The sequence below is a fragment of the Rhodanobacter sp. DHG33 genome (assembly GCF_014843005.1).
In the GTDB taxonomy this organism is placed as follows: Bacteria; Pseudomonadota; Gammaproteobacteria; order Xanthomonadales; family Rhodanobacteraceae; genus Rhodanobacter_A.
The window spans coordinates 403,660-425,664 of record NZ_JACYXM010000001.1 but is presented as its reverse complement, the minus strand read 5'-3'; the positions used below and the strand labels follow the sequence as shown (position 1 = coordinate 425,664).

Genomic DNA, 22,005 nt, shown 5'->3' with positions numbered 1-22,005 from the left:
TGCGCACGCACACAATACGCGCAGAGCTTAATCAGGAATGCGTGATGGTGCACATCTCTCTTTTTTCAACCCGGCGGGCGGCCATGGCCGGCTTGCTGGCCGGCCTGCTGGCCTTGGCCGGGTGCGCCAGCGTGCCCCCGCCGAACGACGCGATGAATCAGGCGCAGACACGGTTGCAGGCGGCGCACGACGCCGGCGCGGCCGATTACGACCCGGTGGACCTGGGCTTTGCCCAGGACAAGTTCCAGCAGGCGCAGGCGGCGATGGCCGACCGCAAGTACGCGCTGGCCGCCGATCTGGCCGCCGAGTCGGGAGCCGATGCCGACCTGGCGCGGACCAAGGCCAACCTCGGTGCGGCCCGCTCGAAGATCCAGTCCAAGATGAACACCAACGCCGAACTGCGCCAGCAGGGTGCCGAGGCCGCTGCGGCCGCCGCCGCCGAGTTCGCCAAGCCTCTGCCGGTGCCGTCCTACGGCAGTTCGGCGCCGGCGCCGGCTAGTTCCGCTGCGATGCCGGCCCCCAACCAGGGAATCTTGCCGCCTGCCGCGCCGGTGGAAGACATGCCGGCACCTTCGGCTTCGGCATTGGCGCCGCCGCCCGGTCAGGGCTTCCAGACCACGCCGCAGGCGCCGTCGCAGAACCAGGATTCCAACGCCACACAGGGCTTCCAGCCCGCAGGAGGCCAGCCATGAAGCGCGTCTCCACCGTGTTTGTCACCAGCCTGCTGGCGCTGGGCATGGTCGGTACCGCCCAGGCGCGGCGCGGTGACGACATCGACGTCAGCCGGTTGACCAACAACCTCAACCAGCTGGCCAGTGACCCGGTGCTGGGCAACTATGCCCAGGCCGAGCAGTCGCTGGCCCGCAACGCCATCGCCCAGCTGGCGCAGGCCGATTCGCACGATCGACCGCATGCCCTGTACATGGCCGATCGGCAGGTTGACCTGGCCCGGGCCTCCGCCCAGTTGCAGGATGCCCAGCAGAAGCTGGCCCAGCTCGACCGCGAACACGACCAGATCCAGCTGGAAAACACCCGTCGCGAGGCGGAGACGGCGCAGCGCGAGCTGGAACGCCAGAAGCTGCTGAACCAGATGGCGCAGGAAGAGGCGCAGCGCCTGCAGGAACAGGGTCAGGCCTATTCGCAGGCGGCCCAGCAGGCGCAGGAAGAGGCGGCCAAGGCCAAGAAGCTGGCCGAGGCGCAGAGCCGGGTGGCGCGCTCCGCCAAGCGCGAGGCCGATTTGGCTGCCAAGGCTGCCAAGGCCATGCGTGCCCAGATGCAGCAGGAAAGCAGCGGCAATCCCTGAGCTATTGCGAGCATCCCGGATGGTGAAGATCAAAAGGGCGGCCATTCATGGCCGCCCTTTTCAATAAAAGCCGTTAGCGATCCACCTCCGAGGCAACGCGATTAAAGCAACGCGGCGTCGTGGGAGCAGTGCCGCGTTGCCGTGGGCAAAACAAGCTGTTTCGGCGGTTTTCATGCGGATTTCACGCCGCTTCGGCTCCCCGTGACTGCCGCCATCGGGAAGGCTTGCGGCACTTTTCGCGGGGGAGTAGGGTCGAACCCATGGAGCCGTTCCGCTCCATGCCTGCCGATCACCGAACCATGCCCACTTTCTTGCCAGTTTCCGCCCGCCAACCGGTCTGCCGGTGCGGGCGGGCGGGAGCGTGCGCCTGTGTCACTGGTCGGTAGATGGGCGCGCCCGTGCGCCCGCATGCTCACTCACGAGGAGGTTGAATCATGTTCGAAAACCAGCAGCGTGATGACGTCGAGGCATTGATGAAGGCCAATGCGGAGTTCCGCCGCCTTTATCAGCACCACCGGGAACTCGACAGCAAGGTGCACGATGCCGAAATCGGCGTGCTCCCGCTCGATGACTTCACCCTTGCCAGCATGAAGAAGGAAAAGCTGCACGCCAAGGCGCGCCTCGAGCGCATGTGGGAAGGGCGCCGGCAATTGTCCAGTTGATCCGCTGATTCCCTGATTCCGCGCCACGACGGCCCCGGCAGCTTCCGCCATGGAAGCCGACCGGGGCCATGACGTTTCTGGCCAGCTGATTCGTTGCGCTCGGCTATCATTGGCCTCTTTCCGGTGATGGAAGTAGCGTCCATGGCGGTGCAGAAAAGCGTCCTCGAACTGATCGGCCATACGCCGATGCTGCGCGCGCAGCGCCTCGACACCGGGCCGTGCGAACTGTTCCTGAAGCTGGAGAGCGCCAATCCCGGCGGCTCGATCAAGGACCGCATCGGCCTGTCGATGATCGAAGGCGCGGAAAAGGCCGGCAAGATCAAGCCCGGCGCGATCCTGGTCGAAGGCACCGCCGGCAACACGGGCCTGGGCCTGGCGCTGGTGGCGCAGGCCAAGGGTTACCGCTTGATCCTCGTGGTGCCGGACAAGATGAGCCGCGAGAAGATCTTCAACCTCAAGGCGATGGGTGCCGAAGTGGTGCTCACGCGCTCGGACGTGGCCAAGGGCCATCCCGAGTATTACCAGGACATGGCCGAGCGCATCGCTCGCGAAACGCCCGGGGCGTATTTCATCAACCAGTTCGGCAACCCGGACAACCCGCGCGCGCACATCGAGACCACCGGGCCGGAGATCCTCGAGCAGATGGACGGCCGGATCGACGCGGTGGTGGTGGGCTGCGGCTCGTCCGGCACGATGACCGGCCTGTCGCAGTACTTCGCCAAGGCTTCGCCGCAGACCGAGATCGTGCTGGCCGATCCGGTGGGTTCCATCCTGGCCCAGTACATCAACGAAGGTACGCTCTCCACCAAGTCGTCCAGTTGGCTGGTGGAAGGCATCGGCGAGGATTTCCTGCCGTCGATCAGCGATTTCAGCCGGGTGAAGAAGGCCTACGCGATCTCCGACAAGGAGAGCTTCTTGGCTGCGCGCGAACTGCTGGCGAAAGAGGGTGTGCTGGGCGGCTCCTCCACCGGCACCCTGCTGGCCGCGGCGCTGAAGTATTGCCGCGAGCAGACCAGCCCGAAACGCGTGGTTACCCTGGTCTGCGACACCGGCAACAAGTATCTGTCCAAGCTCTACAACGACTACTGGATGCTGGACAACGGCTTCCTGGAACGCGAGCAGCACGGCGATCTGCGCGACCTCTTGCTGCGTCCATTCGCCAAGCGCGACACCGTGGTGATCGGTCCGAACGAACTACTGATCACCGCCTACACGCGCATGAAGCTTTACGACGTGTCGCAACTGCCGGTGATGGATGGCAACAAGCTGGTGGGCATCGTCGACGAGTCCGATGTGCTGCTGCACGTGCATGCCGACGAGTCGCGCTTCCGCGACCCGGTGTCCGTGGCGATGATCTCGGATTTGCAGATGCTCGACATGCGCTCGCCCATCGAATCGCTGCTGCCGGTGTTCGAACGTGGCCACGTGGCCATCGTGATGGACGGTGAACAATTCCTGGGCCTGATCACCCGCATCGACTTGCTGAACTGGCTGCGGCGCAAGGTGAACTGACCGGCTGACAACGGTGTCGAAAGACGGTTGAAACGAACAGGCGGCACAGTCTCCGCCTTTACTTGCCGCAATCGACAAGGAGTTTGGCCATGTGTGGAATCGTTGCCGCCGCTGCCCAGCGTGATGTGGCCCCCTTGCTGATCGCAGGCCTCAAGGCGTTGGAATACCGCGGATACGATTCGGCCGGCCTGGCCGTGCTGGAAGGCGGCGAGATCCGCCGCGTGCGCGCCAAGGGCAAGGTGCGCGAGATGGAGGCGCAGTACCTGGCCGCGCCGTTCCCCGGCGGCACCGGCATCGCGCACACGCGCTGGGCCACCCATGGCGTGCCGAACGAGGCGAACGCGCATCCGCACGTCGCCGGCCGCGTCGCCATCGTGCACAACGGCATCATCGAGAACTACGCCAGCCTGCGCGAGGAAATGAAGGCGCTGGGCCACGTGTTCACTTCCGAAACCGATACCGAGGTCATCGCGGCGCTGATCGAGCAACGCCTCGCGGGCGGCCTCGGCCTGCGCGAAGCCGTGCTGGCGGTGGTGCGCGGGCTGGAAGGCGCGTATGCGATCGCCGCGATCAGCCGCGACGAGCCGGGCCGCGTGGTCGGCGCGCGCCGCGGCGCGCCGCTGCTGGTGGGCGTGGGCATCGGCGAGCATTTCCTGGGATCGGACGCGCAGGCGCTGATCCAGGTCACCAACCGGATGATGTACCTCGAAGAGGACGACGTCGTCGAGATCACCCGCGAGCGCGCACAGGTGTTCGGCCTCGACGGCCAGCCGGTGGAGCGCACGGTACACGAGAGCGAGCTGTCCGCCGATGCGGTGGAGCGCGGCGAATACCGCCACTACATGCAGAAGGAAATCTTCGAACAGCCGCGTGCGGTGGCCGACACGCTGGAATCGCGGCTCGGCCCGCACGGCGTGCTGCCCAACATCTTCGGCGTCGGCGGCGACGAGCTGCTGGCGAAGGTGCGCGGCGTGCATATCGTCGCCTGCGGCACCAGCTACCACGCCGGCATGGTGGCGAAGTACTGGATCGAGGATTACGCGCGCCTGCCGGTGAGCGTGGAAGTGGCCAGCGAATACCGTTACCGCGAGGCGGTGGTGCCGGAAGGCACCCTGTTCGTGGCGATCTCCCAGTCCGGCGAAACCGCCGACACGCTGGCCGCGATGCGCGAGTCGCGTCGCCGCGGCTACCTCGGCACGCTGGCGATCTGCAACGTGCCGGAATCCTCGGTGGTGCGCGAGGCCGACCTCAAGCTGATGACGCGCGCCGGTCCCGAGATCGGCGTGGCCTCCACCAAGGCGTTCACCACTCAGCTCACCGCGCTGGCGTTGTTCGCGCTGCAGCTGGCGCAGCAGCGCGGCCTGGAGTCGGCACGCCATGCGGAGCTGTGCGCGCAACTGCAGAGCCTGCCGCGCGTGATCGAGCAGGCGCTGAAGCTGGAACCGGCGATCGTGGAGCTGGCCGAGCACTTCATCCACCGCCATCATGCGCTGTTCCTGGGGCGTGGCGCGCAGTACCCGGTGGCGCTGGAGGGTTCGCTCAAGCTCAAGGAAATCTCCTACATCCACGCCGAGGCCTATCCGGCAGGCGAACTCAAGCACGGTCCGCTGGCGCTGGTGGACGAGGACATGCCGGTGGTGGCGGTGGCGCCGAACGGTCCGCTGCTGGACAAGCTGAAATCCAATCTGCAGGAAGTGCGCGCACGCGGCGGCGAATTGATCGTGTTCGCCGACAGCGCCGCGCCGATGGACGGCAACGCTGCGCGCGGCCACCTGCTGCGTATCGATGCCGGCGGCGACTTCATCGCCCCGGCGGTGTTCACCGTGCCGCTGCAACTGCTGGCTTATCACGTGGCCGTGCTGCGCGGCACCGATGTGGACCAGCCGCGCAATCTCGCCAAGTCGGTGACGGTGGAGTAAGTCGCCGATTCGCGACAAGCCCATCGAAATCGAAGAAACGAAAAAGCCGGCTATTGCCGGCTTTTTCCTGAGAAGTGCAGCCATGGATGGCTGCCCGTGTGATCTTCGCGATCAAGGATGATCGCAAAAGTCACTCGTTGTGCTGATACTGCGGCGACATCGGCATCATGTTGGCGTTTTCGTTGTACATCACCCAGATGGATGCGCCCAGCACGATCACCACCAGCACGATGGTGAAGACGAAGGACAGCATGTTCCAGCCGCCCTCCGAACGCGTGTCGAGGTGCAGGAAGTACACGACGTGCACCAGGATCTGCACCACCGCCAGCAGCAGCACGAGAGTGATGGTCACCCAGTGGCTCTGGAACACGTGGCCCATCACCAGCCAGAACGGGATGATAGTGAGGATGCTCGCCAGCACGAAGCCGGTCAGGTAGCTGCGCAGGCTGCCGTGGTTTGCGTGCTCGTCATGGCCGTGCTCGTGGCCATGCGCAGCGTGGTCGTTGGAGTTGCTCATCGCAGCACACCTGTCAGATAGACGAAGCTGAAAACGCCGACCCACACCAGGTCGAGGAAGTGCCAGAACATGCTCAGGCACTGCATGCGCCGGATGTTGGCATCGGTCAGGCCGAACTTGCCCAGCTGCGTCATCAGCACGATCAGCCACAGGATGCCGACGGACACGTGCAGGCCGTGCGTGCCGACCAGGGTGAAGAACGAGGACAGGAAGGCGCTGCGGCCGGGGCCGGCGCCGTCGGCGATCATGCCGAGGAACTCGTGGATTTCCAGCGTCACGAAGCCCGCCGCCAGCAGGCCGGACACGGCCAGCCACAGCATCACGGCGCCCTTGTTCTTGCGCGCCATTTCCAGCATGGCGAAGCCGAAGGTCACCGACGAAACCAGCAGCAGGGCCGTGTTGATCGCGAGGCCGTGCAGGTCGAGCACCTGCGCCGCCGTCGGACCGCCCGCGGTGCTGGTGCCCAGCACGGCGTAGCAGGCGAACAGCGACGCGAAGATGAAGCAGTCGCTCATCAGGTAGATCCAGAACCCGAGCAGGGTTCCGTTGTGCGCGTGCGGCTCCTTCAGGCAGAGGAATCGCGACTGTGCGGTATCGACAGCCATGCTGCTCATGCGTTTGCTCCCTGGGCTGCGTCCTGCCAGTTGCCGCTGTGTTCGAACGAGTCCACCTCAGCCTTGGGGATGTGGTAGTCGCGGTGGTAGTTGTAGGTGTGGGCGATGCTCGCGACGATGACGCCGACGAAGCACACCGCGGCCAGCCACCAGATGTACCAGACCAGGCCGAAGCAGCAGGCGAAGGACAGCACGCCGATGACCACGCCCGTGGCGGTGTTCTTCGGCATGTGAATGTCGTTGAAGCCCGTCAGCGGGCGCTGGTAGCCGTGCTTCTTCATGTCCATCCAGGCGTCGCGCTCGTGCACGTTAGGGACGAACGCGAAGTTGTAATCCGGCGGCGGCGACGAGGTGGCCCATTCCAGCGTGCGGCCGTTCCACGGATCGCCGCCCACTGCGTACTGCTTGCGGCGCAGGATGCTGATGCCGATCTGGATGATGAAGCTGCCGATGCCCAGCGCGATCAGCGCGGCACCGATACCGGCGACGATGAAGTACGGCTGCAGCGCCGGGTTGTCGAAGTGGCTCAGGCGGCGGGTCACGCCCATCAGGCCCATGATGTACAGCGGGCCGAACGCGAGCCAGAAGCCGATCTGCCAGAACCAGAAGCTGGCCTTGCCCCAGAACTCGTCGAGCTTGAAGCCGAACGCCTTGGGGAACCAGTAGTTGACGCCCGCGAACACGCCGAACACCACGCCGCCGATGATCACGTTGTGGAAGTGCGCGATCAGGAACAGGCTGTTGTGCAGCAGGAAGTCCGCCGGCGCCACCGACAGCATCACGCCGGTCATGCCGCCGATGGTGAAGGTGAACAGGAAACCCATCGTCCACAGCATCGGCACGGTGAAGTGCACGCGGCCGCGGTACATGGTGAACAGCCAGTTGAAGATCTTCACGCCCGTGGGGATGGAGATGATCATCGTGGTCAGCGAGAAGAACGAGTTGACGTCCGCACCCGAGCCCATCGTGAAGAAGTGGTGCAGCCACACCAGGTACGACAGGATCATGATCGCGCAGGTGGCGTACACCATCGACGAGTAGCCGAACAGCGGCTTGCCCGAGAAGGTGGGCACGATCTCCGAGTAGATGCCGAAGATCGGCAGGATCAGGATGTACACCTCCGGGTGGCCCCACACCCAGATCAGGTTGATGTACATCATCACGTTGCCGCCGAAGTCGCTGGTGAAGAAGTGCGTGCCGATGTAGCGGTCCAGCGAGAGCAGGAGCAGGGTGGCGGTGAGTACCGGGAAGGTGGCGATGATCAGGCCGCTGGTGCACAGCGAGGTCCAGGTGAACACCGGCATCTTCATCATCGTCATGCCGGGCGCGCGCATCTTGATGATGGTGACCACGAAGTTGACGCCGCTGAGCAGGGTGCCCACGCCGGACAGCTGCAGGCCCCAGATGTAGTAGTCGACGCCGGGGCCCTGCTGCAGCTCGGAGACGGGCGGATAGCCCAGCCAGCCGGCGGTGGAGAAGTCGCCCACGAACAGCGACACCATGAAGGTGATCGCGCCCCAGAACGTGAACCAGAAGCTCAGGTTGTTGAGGAACGGGAACGCCACGTCGCGCGAGCCGATCTGCAGCGGCATCACGTAGTTGATCAACCCCACGATGTAGGCCATCGCCACGAAGAAGATCATGATCGAGCCGTGCGCCGTGAAGATCTGGTCGTAGTGCTCGGGCGGCAGGTAGCCCATGTTCGGGCCGAAGGCGATCGCCTGCTGCGCACGCATCATGATCGCGTCGGCGAAGCCGCGCAGCAGCATCACCGTGCCGAGAATCATGTACATGATGCCGAGCTTCTTATGGTCCACGCTGGTGAACCACTCGTTCCACAGGTAGCCCCAAAGGCGCTTCTTGGTGATGAGGCCGAGCACGGCGAGGCCGCCGAGCATCACCGCGCAGAGGGTGACGAGGACGATGCGGCCTTCGAGGTCGGGTTGCAGGAACGGCAACGAGTCGAGCGTTAGCCGGCCGAACAGGAAACTCCTGGCGGCGGGGTGGTTGGTCGGTTCAAGCATGGTGTGGATCCCGGAAAACAGATCGGTGTGCGCAGGTCAGTGCGTCTCGGCAGCCTGCATGGCGGCAGGCTTGGCGGCATGGTCGTCGTGCATGCCGGGCATGTCCTGCATGGCGTCACCGGCATGGGTGTCGGCGGACATGGTCTGGCTCATGCACGTCTGGCTGGCGTCGACGCAGCGTTCGAGGATGCGCGTATAGAGGTCGGGCTCGAAACTGGCCCAGGCATGCGTGCCGGCATCGCGCTCCGGCTGGCGCAGCTGCTCGTAGGCCTGCAGGTCGAGTGTGCCGCCGGCGGCACGGGCCTTGGCGATCCAGCTGTCGAAGTCCTGCGGGCTCATGCCTTCGAAGGTGAAGCGCATGTCGGTGAAGCCGGCGCCGCTGTAGTTGGCCGAAAAGCCCTGGTACTGCCCGGGCTTGTTGATGACCGCGTGCAGCATCGTCTGCATGCCGGGCATGGTGTAGATCATGCCCGCCAGCTCCGGAATGGAGAACGCATCCATCATTTCGTCCGAGGTGAGCTTGAAGCGGATCGGCCGGTCCACCGGGGCCGCCAGCTGGTTCACCGTGGCGATGCCGTACTGCGGATAGAAGAACAGCCACTTCCAGCGCAGCGACACCACGTCCACTTCGAGCGGCTTGACGTCCGCCGCCACGGGCTGGCCGGGCGCGACGCGGGTGAGCGGGCGGTAGGGGTCGACCTGATGGGTGCCGATCCAGCTGATGGCGCCGACGGCGATGATGATGACCAGCGGCGCGGCCCACACCAGCAGTTCCAGGCTGGGCGAGTGATCCCAATGGGCGTCGTAATGGGCCTGCTTGTTGGAGGCGCGGTAGCGCCAGCCGATGATGCCAATGGCGACCAGCACCGGCACCACGATCAGCAGGGTGATCAGCGTGGTGACGATCATGATGTCGCTTTGCTGGCGGGCGACGTCGCCGGAGGGATCGAGCAGCGCGAGGTGACAGCCCGAAAGCAGCACGAGAGGGAGCAGCAGCAAGCCGCGGAGGCGTTTCACTGTCATGGACACATGTATCTATGTAGGGAGGCAACGGGGAGCTGCTTACACTGCTCCCGCAGGGAGCGCCTATAATACTCCCTATGTCGTCGAGTTTCCCCGGCTGGACGGGTTCGTCCAGGTGTGGTTCGGTGCCGTGAAGGGATTTGGATGGCCGTATGGAGCCGGCCAGCCGCGTTCCGCCACGCCGACACCGGTTTTGTTCGACAATCCCCGTTGCACGCGCTTTTCCACGGAATCCCCATGTCAATCAGCAACGTCCAGTCGGCCGGCCACCCGGCTTCCCTAGCGCACGGCGCGAATCCCCACGACCAGCTCACCTCGGGCGACCTCGCCATCGGTGTGGTGATTGGTCGCATCTGCCAGTCCTTCGATCTGTTCGTGTTCGGCCTGGGCTGCGTGCTGGCGTTCCCGGAAGTGTTCTTCCCGTTCGCCAGCCACATGGACGGCGTGTTCTATTCGTTCGTGTTGTTTGCGCTGGCCTTCGTCGCGCGCCCGCTGGGCTCGATGTTTTTCGTGGTGCTGCAGCGCCAGTTCGGTGCCGCCGCCAAGCTGACCATCTCGCTGTTCCTGCTTGGTATGGCCACTGCCGGCACGGCCTTCCTGCCCGGATACACGACGCTGGGTTGGGCGGCCATCCTTGCCTTGGCGATATTGCGCTTCGGCCAGGGTTTTGCGCTGGGTGGCAGCTGGAACGGCCTGGCTTCGCTGGCCGCGCTCAAGGCGCCGAAGAACAAGCGCGGCTGGTACGCCATGCTGCCGCAGCTGGCCGATCCGATCGGCTTCATTCTTGCCGCCGCCCTGTTCGCCTACATCTGGTCCGCGCTCACGCCGCAGGAGTTCATCGACTGGGGCTGGCGCTATCCGTTCTTCGCGGCGTTCGCCATCAACGTGGTGTCGCTGTTCGCCAGCCTGCGCATGGTGGTCGCGCCGCGCTACGCCGAGCAGCTCAAGGAGCGCGATCTGGAGCCCACCTCGATGCGTCTGCTGATGCGCGAGCAGGGCCGCAACGTCGCCCTGGGCACCTTCGCTCCGTTGGCGAGCTACGCGCTGTTCCACCTGGTGACCATCTTCGCGCTGTCGTGGGCGCTGCTCTATACGCAGCAGTCGGTGACCAGCTTCCTGCTGGTGCAGGTGGTCGGCGCCTTCGTGGCGATGCCCTGCATGATCATCTCGGGCAAGGTGGCGAACCGCTTCGGCCGTCGCACCACGCTCGGTGTGGGCGGTGTGTTGATCGCCGTCTACAGCGGCTGGACCGCGTTGCTGCTTTCGGGCGGCGTGGTGAACAGCTACCTGTTCGTCATCGTCGGTTATGCCTTGCTCGGTTTCACGCATGCGCAGGCGGCCGGTGCGGTGAGCGCGAACTTCCTTCCGGAATTCCGCTACTCCGGCGCCATGATCACTTCGGATTTTGGCTGGCTGATCGGCGCGGGCTTCGCGCCCCTGGTTGCGCTGTCGCTCGCCATCTATGCGGGTGTGCCGTACGTGGGCCTGTACCTGCTGACGGGTGCCGTGGGCACGCTGGCGGCCTTGTGGTTCAGCCGCCAATCCGGCCTGCCCAACGACTGACGAACGATGTCGTCCATCGCCTGCCGCACATCACGCGGCAGGCGATCATGCCGCGCCATGCCTGACACCTCTCTTTCCTTCGAAGGCAACGAACGCCACGTGCGCGGCCCGGTGGCGCTCACGCTGCTGGCCTTGCTCGGCGTCGCGCTGTTTTCCGCCTTCGTGGCGCTGGGCTCCTGGCAGGTGCATCGGCTGGCGTGGAAGACCGCGCTGATCGCGCACGTCGACGAGCGCGTGCATGCGCCGCCGGTACCTGCGCCCGGGCCGGCGGAGTGGCCACGCATCACCGAAGCCGATGACGCCTACCGCCATGTGCTGCTCACCGGCACATGGCTGCCCGGACGCCAGGTGCGGGTATGGACCGCTACCGCCGCCGGCAGCGGCTACTGGATACTCGCGCCGTTGCGCCGCGATGACGGCAGCATCGTCCTGGTGAACCGCGGTTTCGCGCCGGAGGGCTGGTGCAACTTCAAGGGCGATTGCCCTGCCGCGCCGAGCGGCGAAGTCACGGTGACGGGGCTGCTGCGCATCAGCGAACCCTCCGGCTGGATTCCCCACAACGATGCCGCCACCGATACCTGGTACACCCGCGACGTGCCGGTCATCGCCAAGGCACGCGGCCTGGCCAACGTGGCGCCGTACTTCGTGGATGCGGATGCAGGTGCGGACGCATCGGCATGGCCGCGTGGCGGCCTGACGGTGGTCCAGTTTCCCAACCATCACCTCAATTACCTGATCACCTGGTACTTGCTGGCGCTGATGGTGCTGGGTGCAGCAGGTTACGTGGCGCGCGACGAGTACCGGCTGCGCAAGCGACTGAAATCACGGCGGTAGCGGGCTGCTACCTGGCCAGCGCCTGAGGAGGGGAGCGGAGGCGTTTCCTACGCTCGCCCGTACACGTCGTCGTAGCGCACGATGTCGTCCTCGCCAAGATAGCTGCCCGACTGCACTTCGATCAGTTCCACCGGCACCTTGCCGGGGTTGCGCAGGCGGTGCGTGCTGCCCAGCGGGATGTAGGTGCTCTGGTTTTCCCCGAGCAGGAACACCTTGTTGTCGCAGGTGACCTCGGCGGTGCCGGAGACCACGATCCAGTGTTCGGCACGATGGTGGTGCATCTGCAGGCTGAGGCTGGCGCCGGGCTTCACCACGATGCGCTTCACCTGGAAGCGTTCGCCTGCTTCCAGCGAGTCGTAGCTGCCCCAGGGGCGATGCACCACGCGATGGAAGGAATGTTCGCTGCGGCCGCCGGCCTTGAGCTGGTCGACGATCTTCTTCACGTCCTGCGCGGCGTCGCGATGCGCGACGAGGGTGGCGTCGGGCGTGGTGACCACGACCAGATCCTCCACGCCCACGGCGGCCACGAGATGGCGGCCATGCGAACGCAGCAGCGAGTTGCGCGTGTTCACGGTGAGCGTGTCGCCCTCGCGCAGGTTGCCATCCGCGTCGCGTTCGCCGGCCAGCCACAGCGCCGACCAGGAGCCGATGTCGCTCCAGCCGCAGGAGACGGGCACCACCGCGGCGCGTGCGGTCTTTTCCATCACGGCGTAGTCGATGGAATCTTCCGGCACCTTGGCGAAGGCTTCCCTGTCCACGCGCACGAAGTCGAGGTCGGCGTGCGCGGCGGCGTGCGCGGCGCGCACGGCGGCCAGCATCGCGGGCGCGTGCTGGCCGAGCTCTTCCAGGTAGCGGTCGGCGCGGAACAGGAACATGCCGGAATTCCAGTCGTAGCCGCCGTCGGCGAGATAGCGTTCGGCGGTAGCGAGGTCGGGCTTCTCCACGAAGCGTTCGACCTGGAACGTGGCATTGCCCAGCGCCTCGCCGCGGCGGATGTAGCCGAAGCCGGTCTCCGCGCGATCAGGTCGGATGCCGAAGGTGGCCAGCCAGCCCTGCTTCGCCAGCGGGAGCGCCTGTGCGACCGCGGCGGTGAAGGTATCGGTATCGCCGATCAGATGATCTGCCGGCAGTACCAGCAGCAATGCATCCGGGTCGCGCTTCAGCGCTTCCAGCGCTCCCAGCGCGATCGCCGGCGCGGTGTTGCGTGCCAGCGGTTCCAGCACGATGGCGGCGCCTTCGACACCAGCCTCCTGCAACTGCTCCGCAGCGAGGAAACGGTGATCCTCGCTGGCCACCACGATGGGCGCGGCGATCTCGGGCAAGGAGCGCGTGCGTTCGACGGTCTGCTGGAACAGCGTGCCGTGGCCGGTCAGCGACAGGAACTGCTTGGGCAGGTTCCTGCGCGAGACGGGCCATAACCGGGTGCCGCTGCCGCCGCTGAGGATCAGGGGAATGAGCATGGTGCATCAGCCTGCAAGTGTGCGTTTGCCTGCGGCATCGCGGCCTGGTTGTTGGATGTGTCAGGCGCGCTCGCGCGCGAGCACATCCAGCACGTCGTCCAGGCCGGTCTGCCAATCGCCAAGAGCATAGCCGAAGCCCTGCTGAAACCCTGCGTTGTCCAGCACCGACCAGGCGGGTCTCTGCGCCGGCGTGGGGTAATCGGAGGTGCCGATGGCAGCCACGTGTGGTGCACGGGCGATCAGGCCGCGTTCCACGGCACCGGCGAAGATCGCGTTGGCAAAGCCATGCCAGCTGGTATGGCCGCTGGCGACGAGGTGGTGCGTGCCGATGAATGCTTGACGTTGTCCGGCATCCGCGGCTTGCCACGCATCCAGTGCGGCCAGCGTGCCGGCCACGATCAGTGCGGTGCTGGTAGGTGCGCCCAACTGATCGGCCACCACTCGCAACTCGTCGCGCTCGGCACCCACGCGCAGCATGGTGCGCAGGAAATTGTGGCCGTGCGGCGCGTACACCCATGCGGTACGGAAGATGAAATGTGCGGCGCCGCTGTCACGCAGCGTCTGCTCGCCCGCCAGCTTGCTGCGACCGTAGGCGCCGAGCGGCGCGGTGGGCGCATCGACCGGGTAGGGTGCAGCGGCTGCCCCGTCGAACACGTAGTCAGTGGAATAGTGGACCACCAGCGCGCCATGCGTGGCGGCCCAGCGGCCCAGTATGCCGACCGCCTCGCCATTGACGCGGGTTGCCAAGGCCTCTTCCTGCTCGGCGCGATCCACGGCCGTGTAGGCGGCGGCGTTGACGATCACGTCGGGGCGCACGCGGTCGAGCAGGGCGGGCAGGCTGTCCGGTGCGGCAAGGTCGGCGATTTCGATACTGGTGCCGTCGTAACGCTGTCCGTCACGAGTGGCGGCGACCAGTGCGCCGCGCGCGGCGAGACCACCGTCCTCAATGAAACTGCGGCCCAGCTGACCGTTGGCGCCCAATAGCAGGATCTTCATGCCGTATACGTCGGCAGTCGATCGGCGGGTACGTCGGCCAGTAACGGCGCCTTGCCATCCTTATCGGAAAGCAACGGTTCGCCTATCGGCCAGTCGATGCCCAGCGCCGCATCGTTCCAACGGATGCCGGCATCGGCCTTGGCGTCGTATAGCGCAGTGCACTGGTAGGCGAAGGTGGCGAATTCGGAAACCACGCAGAAGCCGTGCGCGAAACCTTCCGGTATCCAGAAGTGGCGGTGGTTCTCCGCGGTGAGCATCACGCCGGCGCACTGGCCGAAGGTGGGTGAGCCATGGCGGATGTCCACCGCCACGTCGTACACCTCGCCTTCCAGCACGCTGACCAACTTGCCTTGCGGGTTCGGCCACTGATAATGCAGGCCGCGCAGCACGCCGCGCGCGGAGCGCGACACGTTGGATTGCACAAAGCGGCGGTCGATGCCGGCTTCGCGGTACTTGGCCTCGTTGTAGCTCTCGTAGAAGAAGCCACGCGTGTCGCCGAACACCTGCGGTTCGATCACCACGGCGCCCGGCAGGCGCGTCTCGATCACCTTCATCGGGCCACGCCCTCCTTTGCGACTTGTTGCAGATACTGGCCGTAGCCGGTCTTGGCCAAGGGTGCGGCCAATGCCAGCAGCTGCTCCGTGTTGATCCAGCCGTTGAGGAAGGCGATCTCCTCGGGGCAGCAGACCTTGAGGCCTTGGCGGTTCTCGATGGTCTGGATGTAGTTGCCCGCTTCCATCAGCGACTCGTGCGTGCCGGTGTCCAGCCAAGCGAAGCCACGGCCGAGCTGCTCCAGATGCAGCGAGCCGTCGTCGAGGTAGCAGCGGTTGAGGTCGGTGATTTCCAATTCGCCGCGCGGGGACGGCTTGAGCGATGCGGCGTAGTCACAGACGCGGCCGTCATAGAAATACAGGCCGGTGACGGCGTAGTGCGACTTCGGCTTTGCTGGCTTTTCTTCCAGTCCGACGACCTTGCCTGCGGCATCGAACTCGGCCACGCCGTAGCGTTCCGGGTCCTTCACCCAGTAGCCGAATACGGTGGCGCCATGCTCGCGCGAAGCGGCGCGCGTCAGCCGCTTGGTGAAACCGTGGCCGTAGAAGATGTTGTCGCCCAGCACCAGGCAGCTCGGCTGGCCATTGACGAACTCGCGGCCGATGGTGAAAGCCTGTGCCAGGCCGTCTGGCGAGGGCTGCACCGCATATTGGATATCGATGCCCCATTGCGAGCCATCACCCAGCAGGCGCTGGAACATGGCCTGCTCGTGCGGCGTGTTGATGACCAGGATCTCGCGGATGCCGGCCAGCATCAGCGTGGCCAGCGGGTAATAGATCATTGGCTTGTCGTACACCGGCAGCAGCTGCTTGCTCACTGCACGGGTGATCGGATGCAGGCGGGTGCCGGAGCCGCCGGCGAGGATGATGCCCTTGGTGGTCATTGGCCTAGCCTCTCCATGCGGTAGCTGCCGTCCAGCACGCGCTGTACCCATGGCTGGTTCGCAAGGTACCAGTCGACGGTAGCGGCGATGCCGCTCTCGAAGGTCTGCGAAGGTTTCCAACCCAGCTCGCGCTGCAGCTTGGAGGAATCGATGGCGTAGCGGCGGTCGTGGCCGGGGCGGTCCTTCACGTAGGTGATGAGCGACTCGCGCTTGCGGCCATCGGCCAGCGGGCGACGCTCGTCCAGCAGGGCGCAGATCGTCTTGACCACGGTGATATTGGTGCGTTCGGCGTTGCCGCCTACGTTGTAGGTTTCGCCGACGCGGCCGGCTTCCAGCACGCGGCGGATCGCGCTGCAGTGGTCGCCCACGAACAGCCAGTCGCGGATGTTCAGGCCGTCGCCGTACACCGGCAGCGCCTCGCCGGCCAGCGCCTTGGCGGTCACCAGCGGGATCAACTTCTCGGGGAACTGGAACGGCCCGTAGTTGTTCGAGCAGTTGGTGGTGAGCACCGGCAAGCCGTAGGTGTGGTGGAAGGCGCGCACCAGATGGTCAGAGGCGGCCTTCGACGCGGAATAGGGCGAATTCGGAGCGTAGGGCGTAGTCTCGGTGAACATGCCGGTCTCGCCCAGCGAGCCGTAGACCTCGTCGGTGGAGACATGTAGGAAGCGGAAATTTTCGCGCGTGTCTCCCTCAAGACTGCGCCAGTAGTCGCGGGCGCATTCCAGCAGGCCCAGCGTCCCCACCACGTTGGTCTGCACGAACTCGGCAGGGCCGTCGATGGAGCGGTCCACGTGCGACTCGGCGGCGAAATTCACGATGGCATCAGGCTTGTGCTCTGCAAGCAGGGTGGCCACCAGGTTGCGGTCGCCGATGTCGCCCTGCACAAAAACATGGCGGTTGTTGCCTTCGAGCGAGGTCAGCGTGTCGAGGTTGCCAGCGTAGGTGAGCTTGTCGAGATTCACTACGGTGAGGCCGTCGGCCACCGCCTGCAGCACGAAATTCGCGCCGATGAAACCGGCGCCGCCGGTGACGAGGAGGGTTTCCATGGAGGCACGTGGTCCGTGTGACTGGTAGAGAGCCAATTGTCGCACGAGGCTGTCGACATCCGGGGACGTGCATAGCCCCGATAGCAGTGTGTTGTTAAGGGAGGCGCCCCATGCAAGTACAATGCTGCATCGTTCGCCCGCGCTTGGCCTCATGGTCCATCATGGTTTTCTGGGGCGCGGAGAGTGGGGTGATTTGGGGTGTGCGCGGTGCTGGGTGAGTGGTGTATCGAGCATGGGAGGCGGGGGCGAGGCTGGCAGAGGGCTGCTGTTGTGCCGCCCCGGTCGAGTGGTCGGGTCGCGGCAGGTAAATCTGGGAGTTTTCATGGAAGCACAAGCACGGCATTCAACGCGGCTGATTTCATTGGTTGTGCCCTTTTACAACGAGTCCGCCGTCATCGAGGATTTCTTTCACGCGGTTCCTCCGGTATTGGCATCGATCGAGCGCGTCGACTACGAAATTGTCTGTGTGAACGATGGCAGCAAGGACGATACGCTCGCGCTGCTGTGCGCCGCAGCGCACACGGATTCGCGGATCAGGGTTGTCGACCTGTCGCGCAACTTCGGCAAGGAGGCCGCGATGACTGCCGGAATCGACATTGCGAAAGGTGATGCCGTGATTCCGTTCGACGCGGACCTACAAGATCCGCCGGAGTTGATACCCGAACTCGTGCGAAAGTGGCAGGAGGGGTTCGATGTCGTCATCGCCCGTCGCATCGAGCGCAGCAGCGATACCTATGCGAAACGGTTGACCGCGGCTCTGTTTTACCGTTTCCACAATGCGATAGCTGACGTCAAGATTCCCGAAAATGCCGGCGATTTCAGGCTCATGGCGCGCCAGGTAGTGGACGAATTGAAGCGATTGCCGGAGAGTCGACGCTTCATGAAGGGGTTGTTTGCCTGGGTAGGCTTCACCCAGACCTATGTGGATTACGTCAGGCAGCCACGCGTGGCCGGAAAAACGAAATTTTCGGGTTGGCGGTTGTGGAATTTCGCGCTTGAAGGCGTCACCAGCTTCAGCACCTTGCCTTTGCGTGTCTGGACATACCTCGGCACAGTGAGTGCATTGGTGTCGATGCTGTATGCCATATACCTGGTGGCCAGAACCGTTGTACATGGCCGAGATCTTCCCGGCTACGCATCTATCATAACGGCCGTGCTTTTCCTGGGGGGTATCCAGTTGATTGGCATTGGGGTCATCGGCGAATACATCGGACGTATCTACATTGAATCCAAGCGCAGGCCCGTATACGTCATCAGGCATGTTTTCCAGAAGCCAGAAAAATCGTGACGGGGCTCGTACCGATCGAGTTCAGACCGATCGCGCGCGAAGGCAATAACACAGCCAATTGATGCATCCAGCCTGCGAAGATTGAACGACGCCGGCTTCGACACGAATTCAATGAGAAGCGCTTGAATACCGAAACATTATCTTACCGTCGATTGTTCTTCGTTCTTTGCGTCATTTGGTTCGCATTGAACGCCACCGTTTTGCTCGGTTACAGGGCGCTGCCTTGGGATGCCATCGACGAATTCTATCCGACCGTCTATTTCAACGCCCATAGCCTCAGGCTGGGCCTTGCTCCATGGTGGAATCCATATATCTATAGCGGGACGCCGGCCATCGCCGATCCGCAAGGGATGATGTTTTCGCCGTTGTTGATGGCATGGATGCTGTTGAAGAAATCGCCAGGGCCCGTGTGGTTCGATTGGGGTGTCTTGCTGCATTTGCTGATGGGCGGCGCTGCCATGCTTGGTGTTCTGCGCCGGTATCGTGCCAATGCAGTGGGGGCTCTGCTTGGTGCCATGGTTTTCATGGCAGGAGGTGTCGCCGCCTCCCGCCTGGAACATACGCCAATTGTGGTGGCGTATGCGTATGTCCCCGTGGTTATGTTGTCCCTGCAGTGCTTTCTTGCGTCGCCGACCTTGCGCGGCGGCTGTCTAGTTGGTATCGCTGCGGGTGTCATGGCTGCGAACCTGGTGCAGGTCACTTATCTGTTTGTCCTGATGTTCGTCGCCTACGCAATCGTTGGTACGTCGGCACGGTGGGCTGCCTACACTAAGAAAGATCGGTTGTGCTGGCTTGTTGGTATGGTTTTGGCTGGAGGTATCGCTGCCGTCATTGCCGTGCCGCAACTGCTGTTCAGCTCGGCTTTCATGGCGATATCCAATCGCACCGCCGTACCTCTGGATGCCGCGGGAGGGGCTTCGCTGGATTTGCGTGCCTTCCTGATCATGTTGGCTCCGAACGTGTATCACACATTCCAAGGTGGCGGTTTTACGGGGCCAGTCGACTTTATCGAGTCGTACATGTACATCGGTATCATCCCGTTGCTGATGCTTGCCCTGCTCTGGCGGGCTTGGCAGCAACCTGTAAATCGTGGTCCGCTGGCATTTTTTGCCGTGGTCGGTGTTTTTTCCACGTTATACATGATGGGTATTCACACGCGATTCTATCCGTGGCTTTATTCATGGCTTCCTGGTTTGACGCACTTCAGGCGGCCGGCAGATGCAGCCTATCTCGTCAATTATGTCTTTGCGATTGGAGTCGGTATCTGCGCCAGCCAACTCAATCTACAATCTCGTCGCGAGCCAGTGGTTATTCTTGCAGTGGCTGCGATTTGGCTGGCGCTTGCCGCGGTACAAATGCACGATCCACACGGATTGCCGCTGCTTGCTGCTGCGGCGGCTGTGGTAGCCCTTTGGGGGGTGTGGAAAAAGCAGGGCGTGTGGCGTGTGGCAGTGTGGCTGTCTCTGGTGCTGGCTGTGGACTACGCCTGTTACAACCTCAATGGACATTTCAATGAAACGGACATATCACACGTAAGTCGTTTCCACGCGCGGCCCTCGGCCAGATATTTAACAAGCCATCTCGATGACGTGGATGGGGGTCTTTCGTATCGATTCACCACGCATGCCGCTGATCCCGTATGGGACAACGGCGGGATGCTGCTCGGAGTCGCATCGACGCAGGGCTACAATCCGCTTCGATTGGACACGTATGCAGAATTATACAAGCCGCGCCAAAGCAGCAATGATCCCAATCCCGAGAATCCGTTAAACGCAGCTCCGACGTACACGCTTGATCGGTTGCTGAGCGTGCGCCTTGTAGTCGTTGGACACCGCAAGGATGTCCCGGCTTGGTCGCCACCATCGGATTACGCGCATGTCTATAGCGACGGTGATGTGGACATTTGGCGCAACGATGGCGCTTACCCTCGTGTATTGACCCCACGCAAGGTGATACAGCTCCGTATCAATGAGGTGCCTGATCCCGCTGCATTCAACGCAACTGATTTTCGTGATGTGATGTGGCTGACACCTAGGGACGAGCGTGATGCAGAGGGTGCCAAGGTTTCGGCCTGCAGTGGCAAAGCTGCAGTCATGGCGTATGCCACGCTCACAAAAACCACCATCACTACGCGGGCTGATAGCCCGGGCTGGATTGTCCTCGGCGATTTGGATGCGCCGGGGTGGCGCGCATCAATTGACGGGAAAAATGTGCCGATCCATCGCGCCAACGTTCTCTTTCGCGCGGTTTGCGTACCTGCTGGAACCCACCAGCTGATATTTGCCTTTCACCCGATGCTCATGATTTCGGATGCTCTGGCCCGGCGCTGAATCCGTGGAGGCTCTTGTTCTGTGGTCTGAAGACTTATCTGTAGATAATCAGTTCGAATCAAGTGGTTGGTACAACAAGTGGCTGGCGTAACTCGAAGCGAGTCACCATCTTTTGTAGCGGACGTGCGGTCCGGCTAGTTTTCGCCATTCGCCCCCTTTATCACCATAGGATCTAGCTGTACCTCTAGTCGCGAGTTCTTGGGCTTGTGCACATCTCTTCGTTAAGGCAAGCAGAGGTGGCGTAGGTACAATGCACGATCCCTGACACTGCGGTGGCCGATTTCGGCGAACCGCCCAGCACGGTTCCCAACATGCCCAAGAAGACGCCTGTCGCAAGCCTCGGACTCGGTACCCGTGCCATCCACGCCGGCCAGCACCCCGATCCCTCGACCGGCGCGATCATGACGCCGATCTACGCCACGTCCACCTATGTGCAGGAAAGCCCTGGCAAGCACAAGGGCTACGAGTACTCGCGCACGCAAAATCCCACGCGCATGGCCTACGAGCGCTGCGTGGCGGATCTCGAAGGCGGCGTGGCCGGGTTTGCTTTTGCCTCGGGCCTGGCCGCGGCAGCCACTACGCTGGATCTGCTGGATTCCGGCAGCCACGTGATCGCGATGGATGACCTCTACGGTGGCAGCTACCGCCTGTTCGAGCGGGTTCGCCGGCGTTCGGCAGGGCTGGATTTCAGCTTCATCGACCTCAACGATGGCACAGCGCTGAAAGCGGCGCTGAGGCCGAATACGCGGATGATATGGGCGGAAACGCCCACCAATCCGATGCTCAAGCTGGTCGACCTGGCAAAGGTCGCTGCGTTCGCGAGGAAGCATGGTTTGACCCTGGTGGTGGACAACACCTTTTGTTCGCCGATGGTGCAGCGGCCGCTGGAACTTGGTGCGGACCTGGTGCTGCATTCGGCTACCAAATACCTCAATGGCCACTCTGACATGGTTGGTGGCATCGTGGTGGCGGCCAACGCGGAGCTGGCCGAACGTATGGCCTTCCTGCAGAACTCGGTGGGTGCGGTGGCCGGCCCGTTCGACGCCTTCCTGGCCATGCGTGGCCTGAAGACGCTGCATCTGCGCATGCGCCAGCACTGTGTCAGTGCGCTGGAGCTGGCGACCTGGCTGGAAAAGCATCCGGCCGTCGAGCGCGTGATTTACCCGGGCCTCAAGAGCCACCCGCAACACGCGCTGGCCAAGCGCCAGATGCAAGGCTTCGGCGGCATCATCAGCATCGAGGTCAAGGGGGGGCTGAAGAAGGCGCGACGCATGCTGGAGCGCTGCGAACTGTTCGCGCTGGCCGAATCGCTGGGCGGTGTGGAAAGCCTGATCGAGCACCCGGCCATCATGACCCACGCCTCTGTGCCGGCAGTCAACCGCAAACGACTGGGGATCAGCGATGGACTGGTGCGGCTGTCGGTGGGTGTGGAGGACGTGCGGGATCTACGCGATGAGTTGGCGGTGGCACTTGGTTAAG

19 protein-coding genes are annotated in these 22,005 nt (G+C 63.8%); 10 read left to right on the top strand and 9 right to left on the bottom strand.

Annotation, left to right across the window (positions count from 1 at the left end; all coding sequences use genetic code 11):
- The first annotated feature begins 83 nt into the window (after positions 1 to 83).
- From IHE46_RS01795 to glmS, 5 genes are all read left to right on the top strand, one after another.
- Positions 84 to 692, top strand: a complete 609-nt coding sequence (locus IHE46_RS01795) for a DUF4398 domain-containing protein (protein ID WP_225562717.1) — start codon at positions 84 to 86, stop codon at positions 690 to 692.
- Positions 689 to 1,303 (top strand): hypothetical protein, encoded by a 615-nt coding sequence (locus IHE46_RS01790; RefSeq protein ID WP_192162883.1) that lies wholly within the window; start codon positions 689 to 691, stop codon positions 1,301 to 1,303. Before IHE46_RS01795 ends, IHE46_RS01790 begins: the two co-directional genes overlap by 4 nt.
- A gap of 434 nt (positions 1,304 to 1,737) precedes the next feature.
- On the top strand, positions 1,738 to 1,965 hold the full coding sequence (locus IHE46_RS01785; protein ID WP_192162882.1) for a YdcH family protein: 228 nt from the start codon (positions 1,738 to 1,740) through the stop codon (positions 1,963 to 1,965).
- Between the two features lie 141 nt (positions 1,966 to 2,106).
- Positions 2,107 to 3,477: a pyridoxal-phosphate dependent enzyme gene (locus IHE46_RS01780; protein WP_192162881.1), complete on the top strand. Its 1,371-nt coding sequence runs from the start codon at positions 2,107 to 2,109 to the stop codon at positions 3,475 to 3,477.
- An 89-nt stretch (positions 3,478 to 3,566) separates the two neighbouring features.
- Positions 3,567 to 5,396 carry a glutamine--fructose-6-phosphate transaminase (isomerizing) gene (gene glmS, locus IHE46_RS01775; protein WP_192162880.1) on the top strand — a complete coding sequence of 610 codons (1,830 nt, stop codon included), beginning with the start codon at positions 3,567 to 3,569 and terminating at the stop codon, positions 5,394 to 5,396.
- 130 nt (positions 5,397 to 5,526) lie between these two features.
- Here glmS and cyoD read toward each other — a convergent pair whose 3' ends face one another.
- The 4 genes from cyoD to cyoA all read right to left on the bottom strand — a co-directional run bounded on the left by cyoD (position 5,527) and on the right by cyoA (position 9,574).
- The gene (cyoD, locus tag IHE46_RS01770; protein WP_192162879.1) at positions 5,527 to 5,913 is read right to left on the bottom strand and encodes a cytochrome o ubiquinol oxidase subunit IV; all 387 of its coding nucleotides are present in this window, start codon (positions 5,911 to 5,913) and stop codon (positions 5,527 to 5,529) included.
- Positions 5,910 to 6,518, bottom strand: a complete 609-nt coding sequence (gene cyoC / locus IHE46_RS01765) for a cytochrome o ubiquinol oxidase subunit III (RefSeq protein ID WP_225562757.1) — start codon at positions 6,516 to 6,518, stop codon at positions 5,910 to 5,912. The genes cyoD and cyoC overlap by 4 nt, the downstream gene beginning before the upstream one ends.
- A gap of 5 nt (positions 6,519 to 6,523) precedes the next feature.
- Positions 6,524 to 8,512 (bottom strand): cytochrome o ubiquinol oxidase subunit I, encoded by a 1,989-nt coding sequence (gene cyoB / locus IHE46_RS01760; protein WP_225562756.1) that lies wholly within the window; start codon positions 8,510 to 8,512, stop codon positions 6,524 to 6,526.
- A 75-nt stretch (positions 8,513 to 8,587) separates the two neighbouring features.
- The gene (cyoA, locus tag IHE46_RS01755) at positions 8,588 to 9,574 is read right to left on the bottom strand and encodes a ubiquinol oxidase subunit II (protein ID WP_192162876.1); all 987 of its coding nucleotides are present in this window, start codon (positions 9,572 to 9,574) and stop codon (positions 8,588 to 8,590) included.
- A 237-nt stretch (positions 9,575 to 9,811) separates the two neighbouring features.
- Here cyoA and IHE46_RS01750 point away from each other — a divergent pair, with 237 nt between their 5' ends.
- On the top strand, positions 9,812 to 11,137 hold the full coding sequence (locus IHE46_RS01750) for an MFS transporter (RefSeq protein WP_225562716.1): 1,326 nt from the start codon (positions 9,812 to 9,814) through the stop codon (positions 11,135 to 11,137).
- A 57-nt stretch (positions 11,138 to 11,194) separates the two neighbouring features.
- Positions 11,195 to 11,971 carry an SURF1 family protein gene (locus IHE46_RS01745; protein ID WP_192162875.1) on the top strand — a complete coding sequence of 259 codons (777 nt, stop codon included), beginning with the start codon at positions 11,195 to 11,197 and terminating at the stop codon, positions 11,969 to 11,971.
- A 47-nt stretch (positions 11,972 to 12,018) separates the two neighbouring features.
- Here the strand turns inward: IHE46_RS01745 and IHE46_RS01740 are convergent, their stop codons facing one another.
- Genes IHE46_RS01740 through rfbB form a run of 5 tightly spaced genes read right to left on the bottom strand, consistent with a single transcriptional unit; the run spans position 12,019 to position 16,908 of the window.
- Positions 12,019 to 13,431 (bottom strand): mannose-1-phosphate guanylyltransferase/mannose-6-phosphate isomerase, encoded by a 1,413-nt coding sequence (locus IHE46_RS01740; RefSeq protein ID WP_192162874.1) that lies wholly within the window; start codon positions 13,429 to 13,431, stop codon positions 12,019 to 12,021.
- Between the two features lie 60 nt (positions 13,432 to 13,491).
- Positions 13,492 to 14,427 carry a dTDP-4-dehydrorhamnose reductase gene (gene rfbD / locus IHE46_RS01735; protein ID WP_192162873.1) on the bottom strand — a complete coding sequence of 312 codons (936 nt, stop codon included), beginning with the start codon at positions 14,425 to 14,427 and terminating at the stop codon, positions 13,492 to 13,494.
- Complete coding sequence (rfbC, locus tag IHE46_RS01730) at positions 14,424 to 14,981, bottom strand: dTDP-4-dehydrorhamnose 3,5-epimerase (protein ID WP_192162872.1); 558 nt, start codon at positions 14,979 to 14,981, stop codon at positions 14,424 to 14,426. The genes rfbD and rfbC overlap by 4 nt, the downstream gene beginning before the upstream one ends.
- Positions 14,978 to 15,862 (bottom strand): glucose-1-phosphate thymidylyltransferase RfbA, encoded by an 885-nt coding sequence (gene rfbA / locus IHE46_RS01725; RefSeq protein WP_192162871.1) that lies wholly within the window; start codon positions 15,860 to 15,862, stop codon positions 14,978 to 14,980. The genes rfbC and rfbA overlap by 4 nt, the downstream gene beginning before the upstream one ends.
- Positions 15,859 to 16,908 carry a dTDP-glucose 4,6-dehydratase gene (gene rfbB / locus IHE46_RS01720; protein ID WP_192162870.1) on the bottom strand — a complete coding sequence of 350 codons (1,050 nt, stop codon included), beginning with the start codon at positions 16,906 to 16,908 and terminating at the stop codon, positions 15,859 to 15,861. The genes rfbA and rfbB overlap by 4 nt, the downstream gene beginning before the upstream one ends.
- Before the next feature lie 322 nt (positions 16,909 to 17,230).
- Between rfbB and IHE46_RS01715 the strand changes: the two genes are divergently transcribed.
- The 3 genes from IHE46_RS01715 (at position 17,231) to IHE46_RS01705 (ending at position 22,004) form a co-directional block, all read left to right on the top strand.
- Positions 17,231 to 18,196 (top strand): glycosyltransferase family 2 protein, encoded by a 966-nt coding sequence (locus IHE46_RS01715; RefSeq protein ID WP_192162869.1) that lies wholly within the window; start codon positions 17,231 to 17,233, stop codon positions 18,194 to 18,196.
- 122 nt (positions 18,197 to 18,318) lie between these two features.
- On the top strand, positions 18,319 to 20,526 hold the full coding sequence (locus tag IHE46_RS01710) for a YfhO family protein (protein WP_192162868.1): 2,208 nt from the start codon (positions 18,319 to 18,321) through the stop codon (positions 20,524 to 20,526).
- A gap of 311 nt (positions 20,527 to 20,837) precedes the next feature.
- Positions 20,838 to 22,004 (top strand): PLP-dependent aspartate aminotransferase family protein, encoded by a 1,167-nt coding sequence (locus tag IHE46_RS01705; protein WP_192162867.1) that lies wholly within the window; start codon positions 20,838 to 20,840, stop codon positions 22,002 to 22,004.
- The last annotated feature ends 1 nt before the right edge of the window (position 22,005 follow it).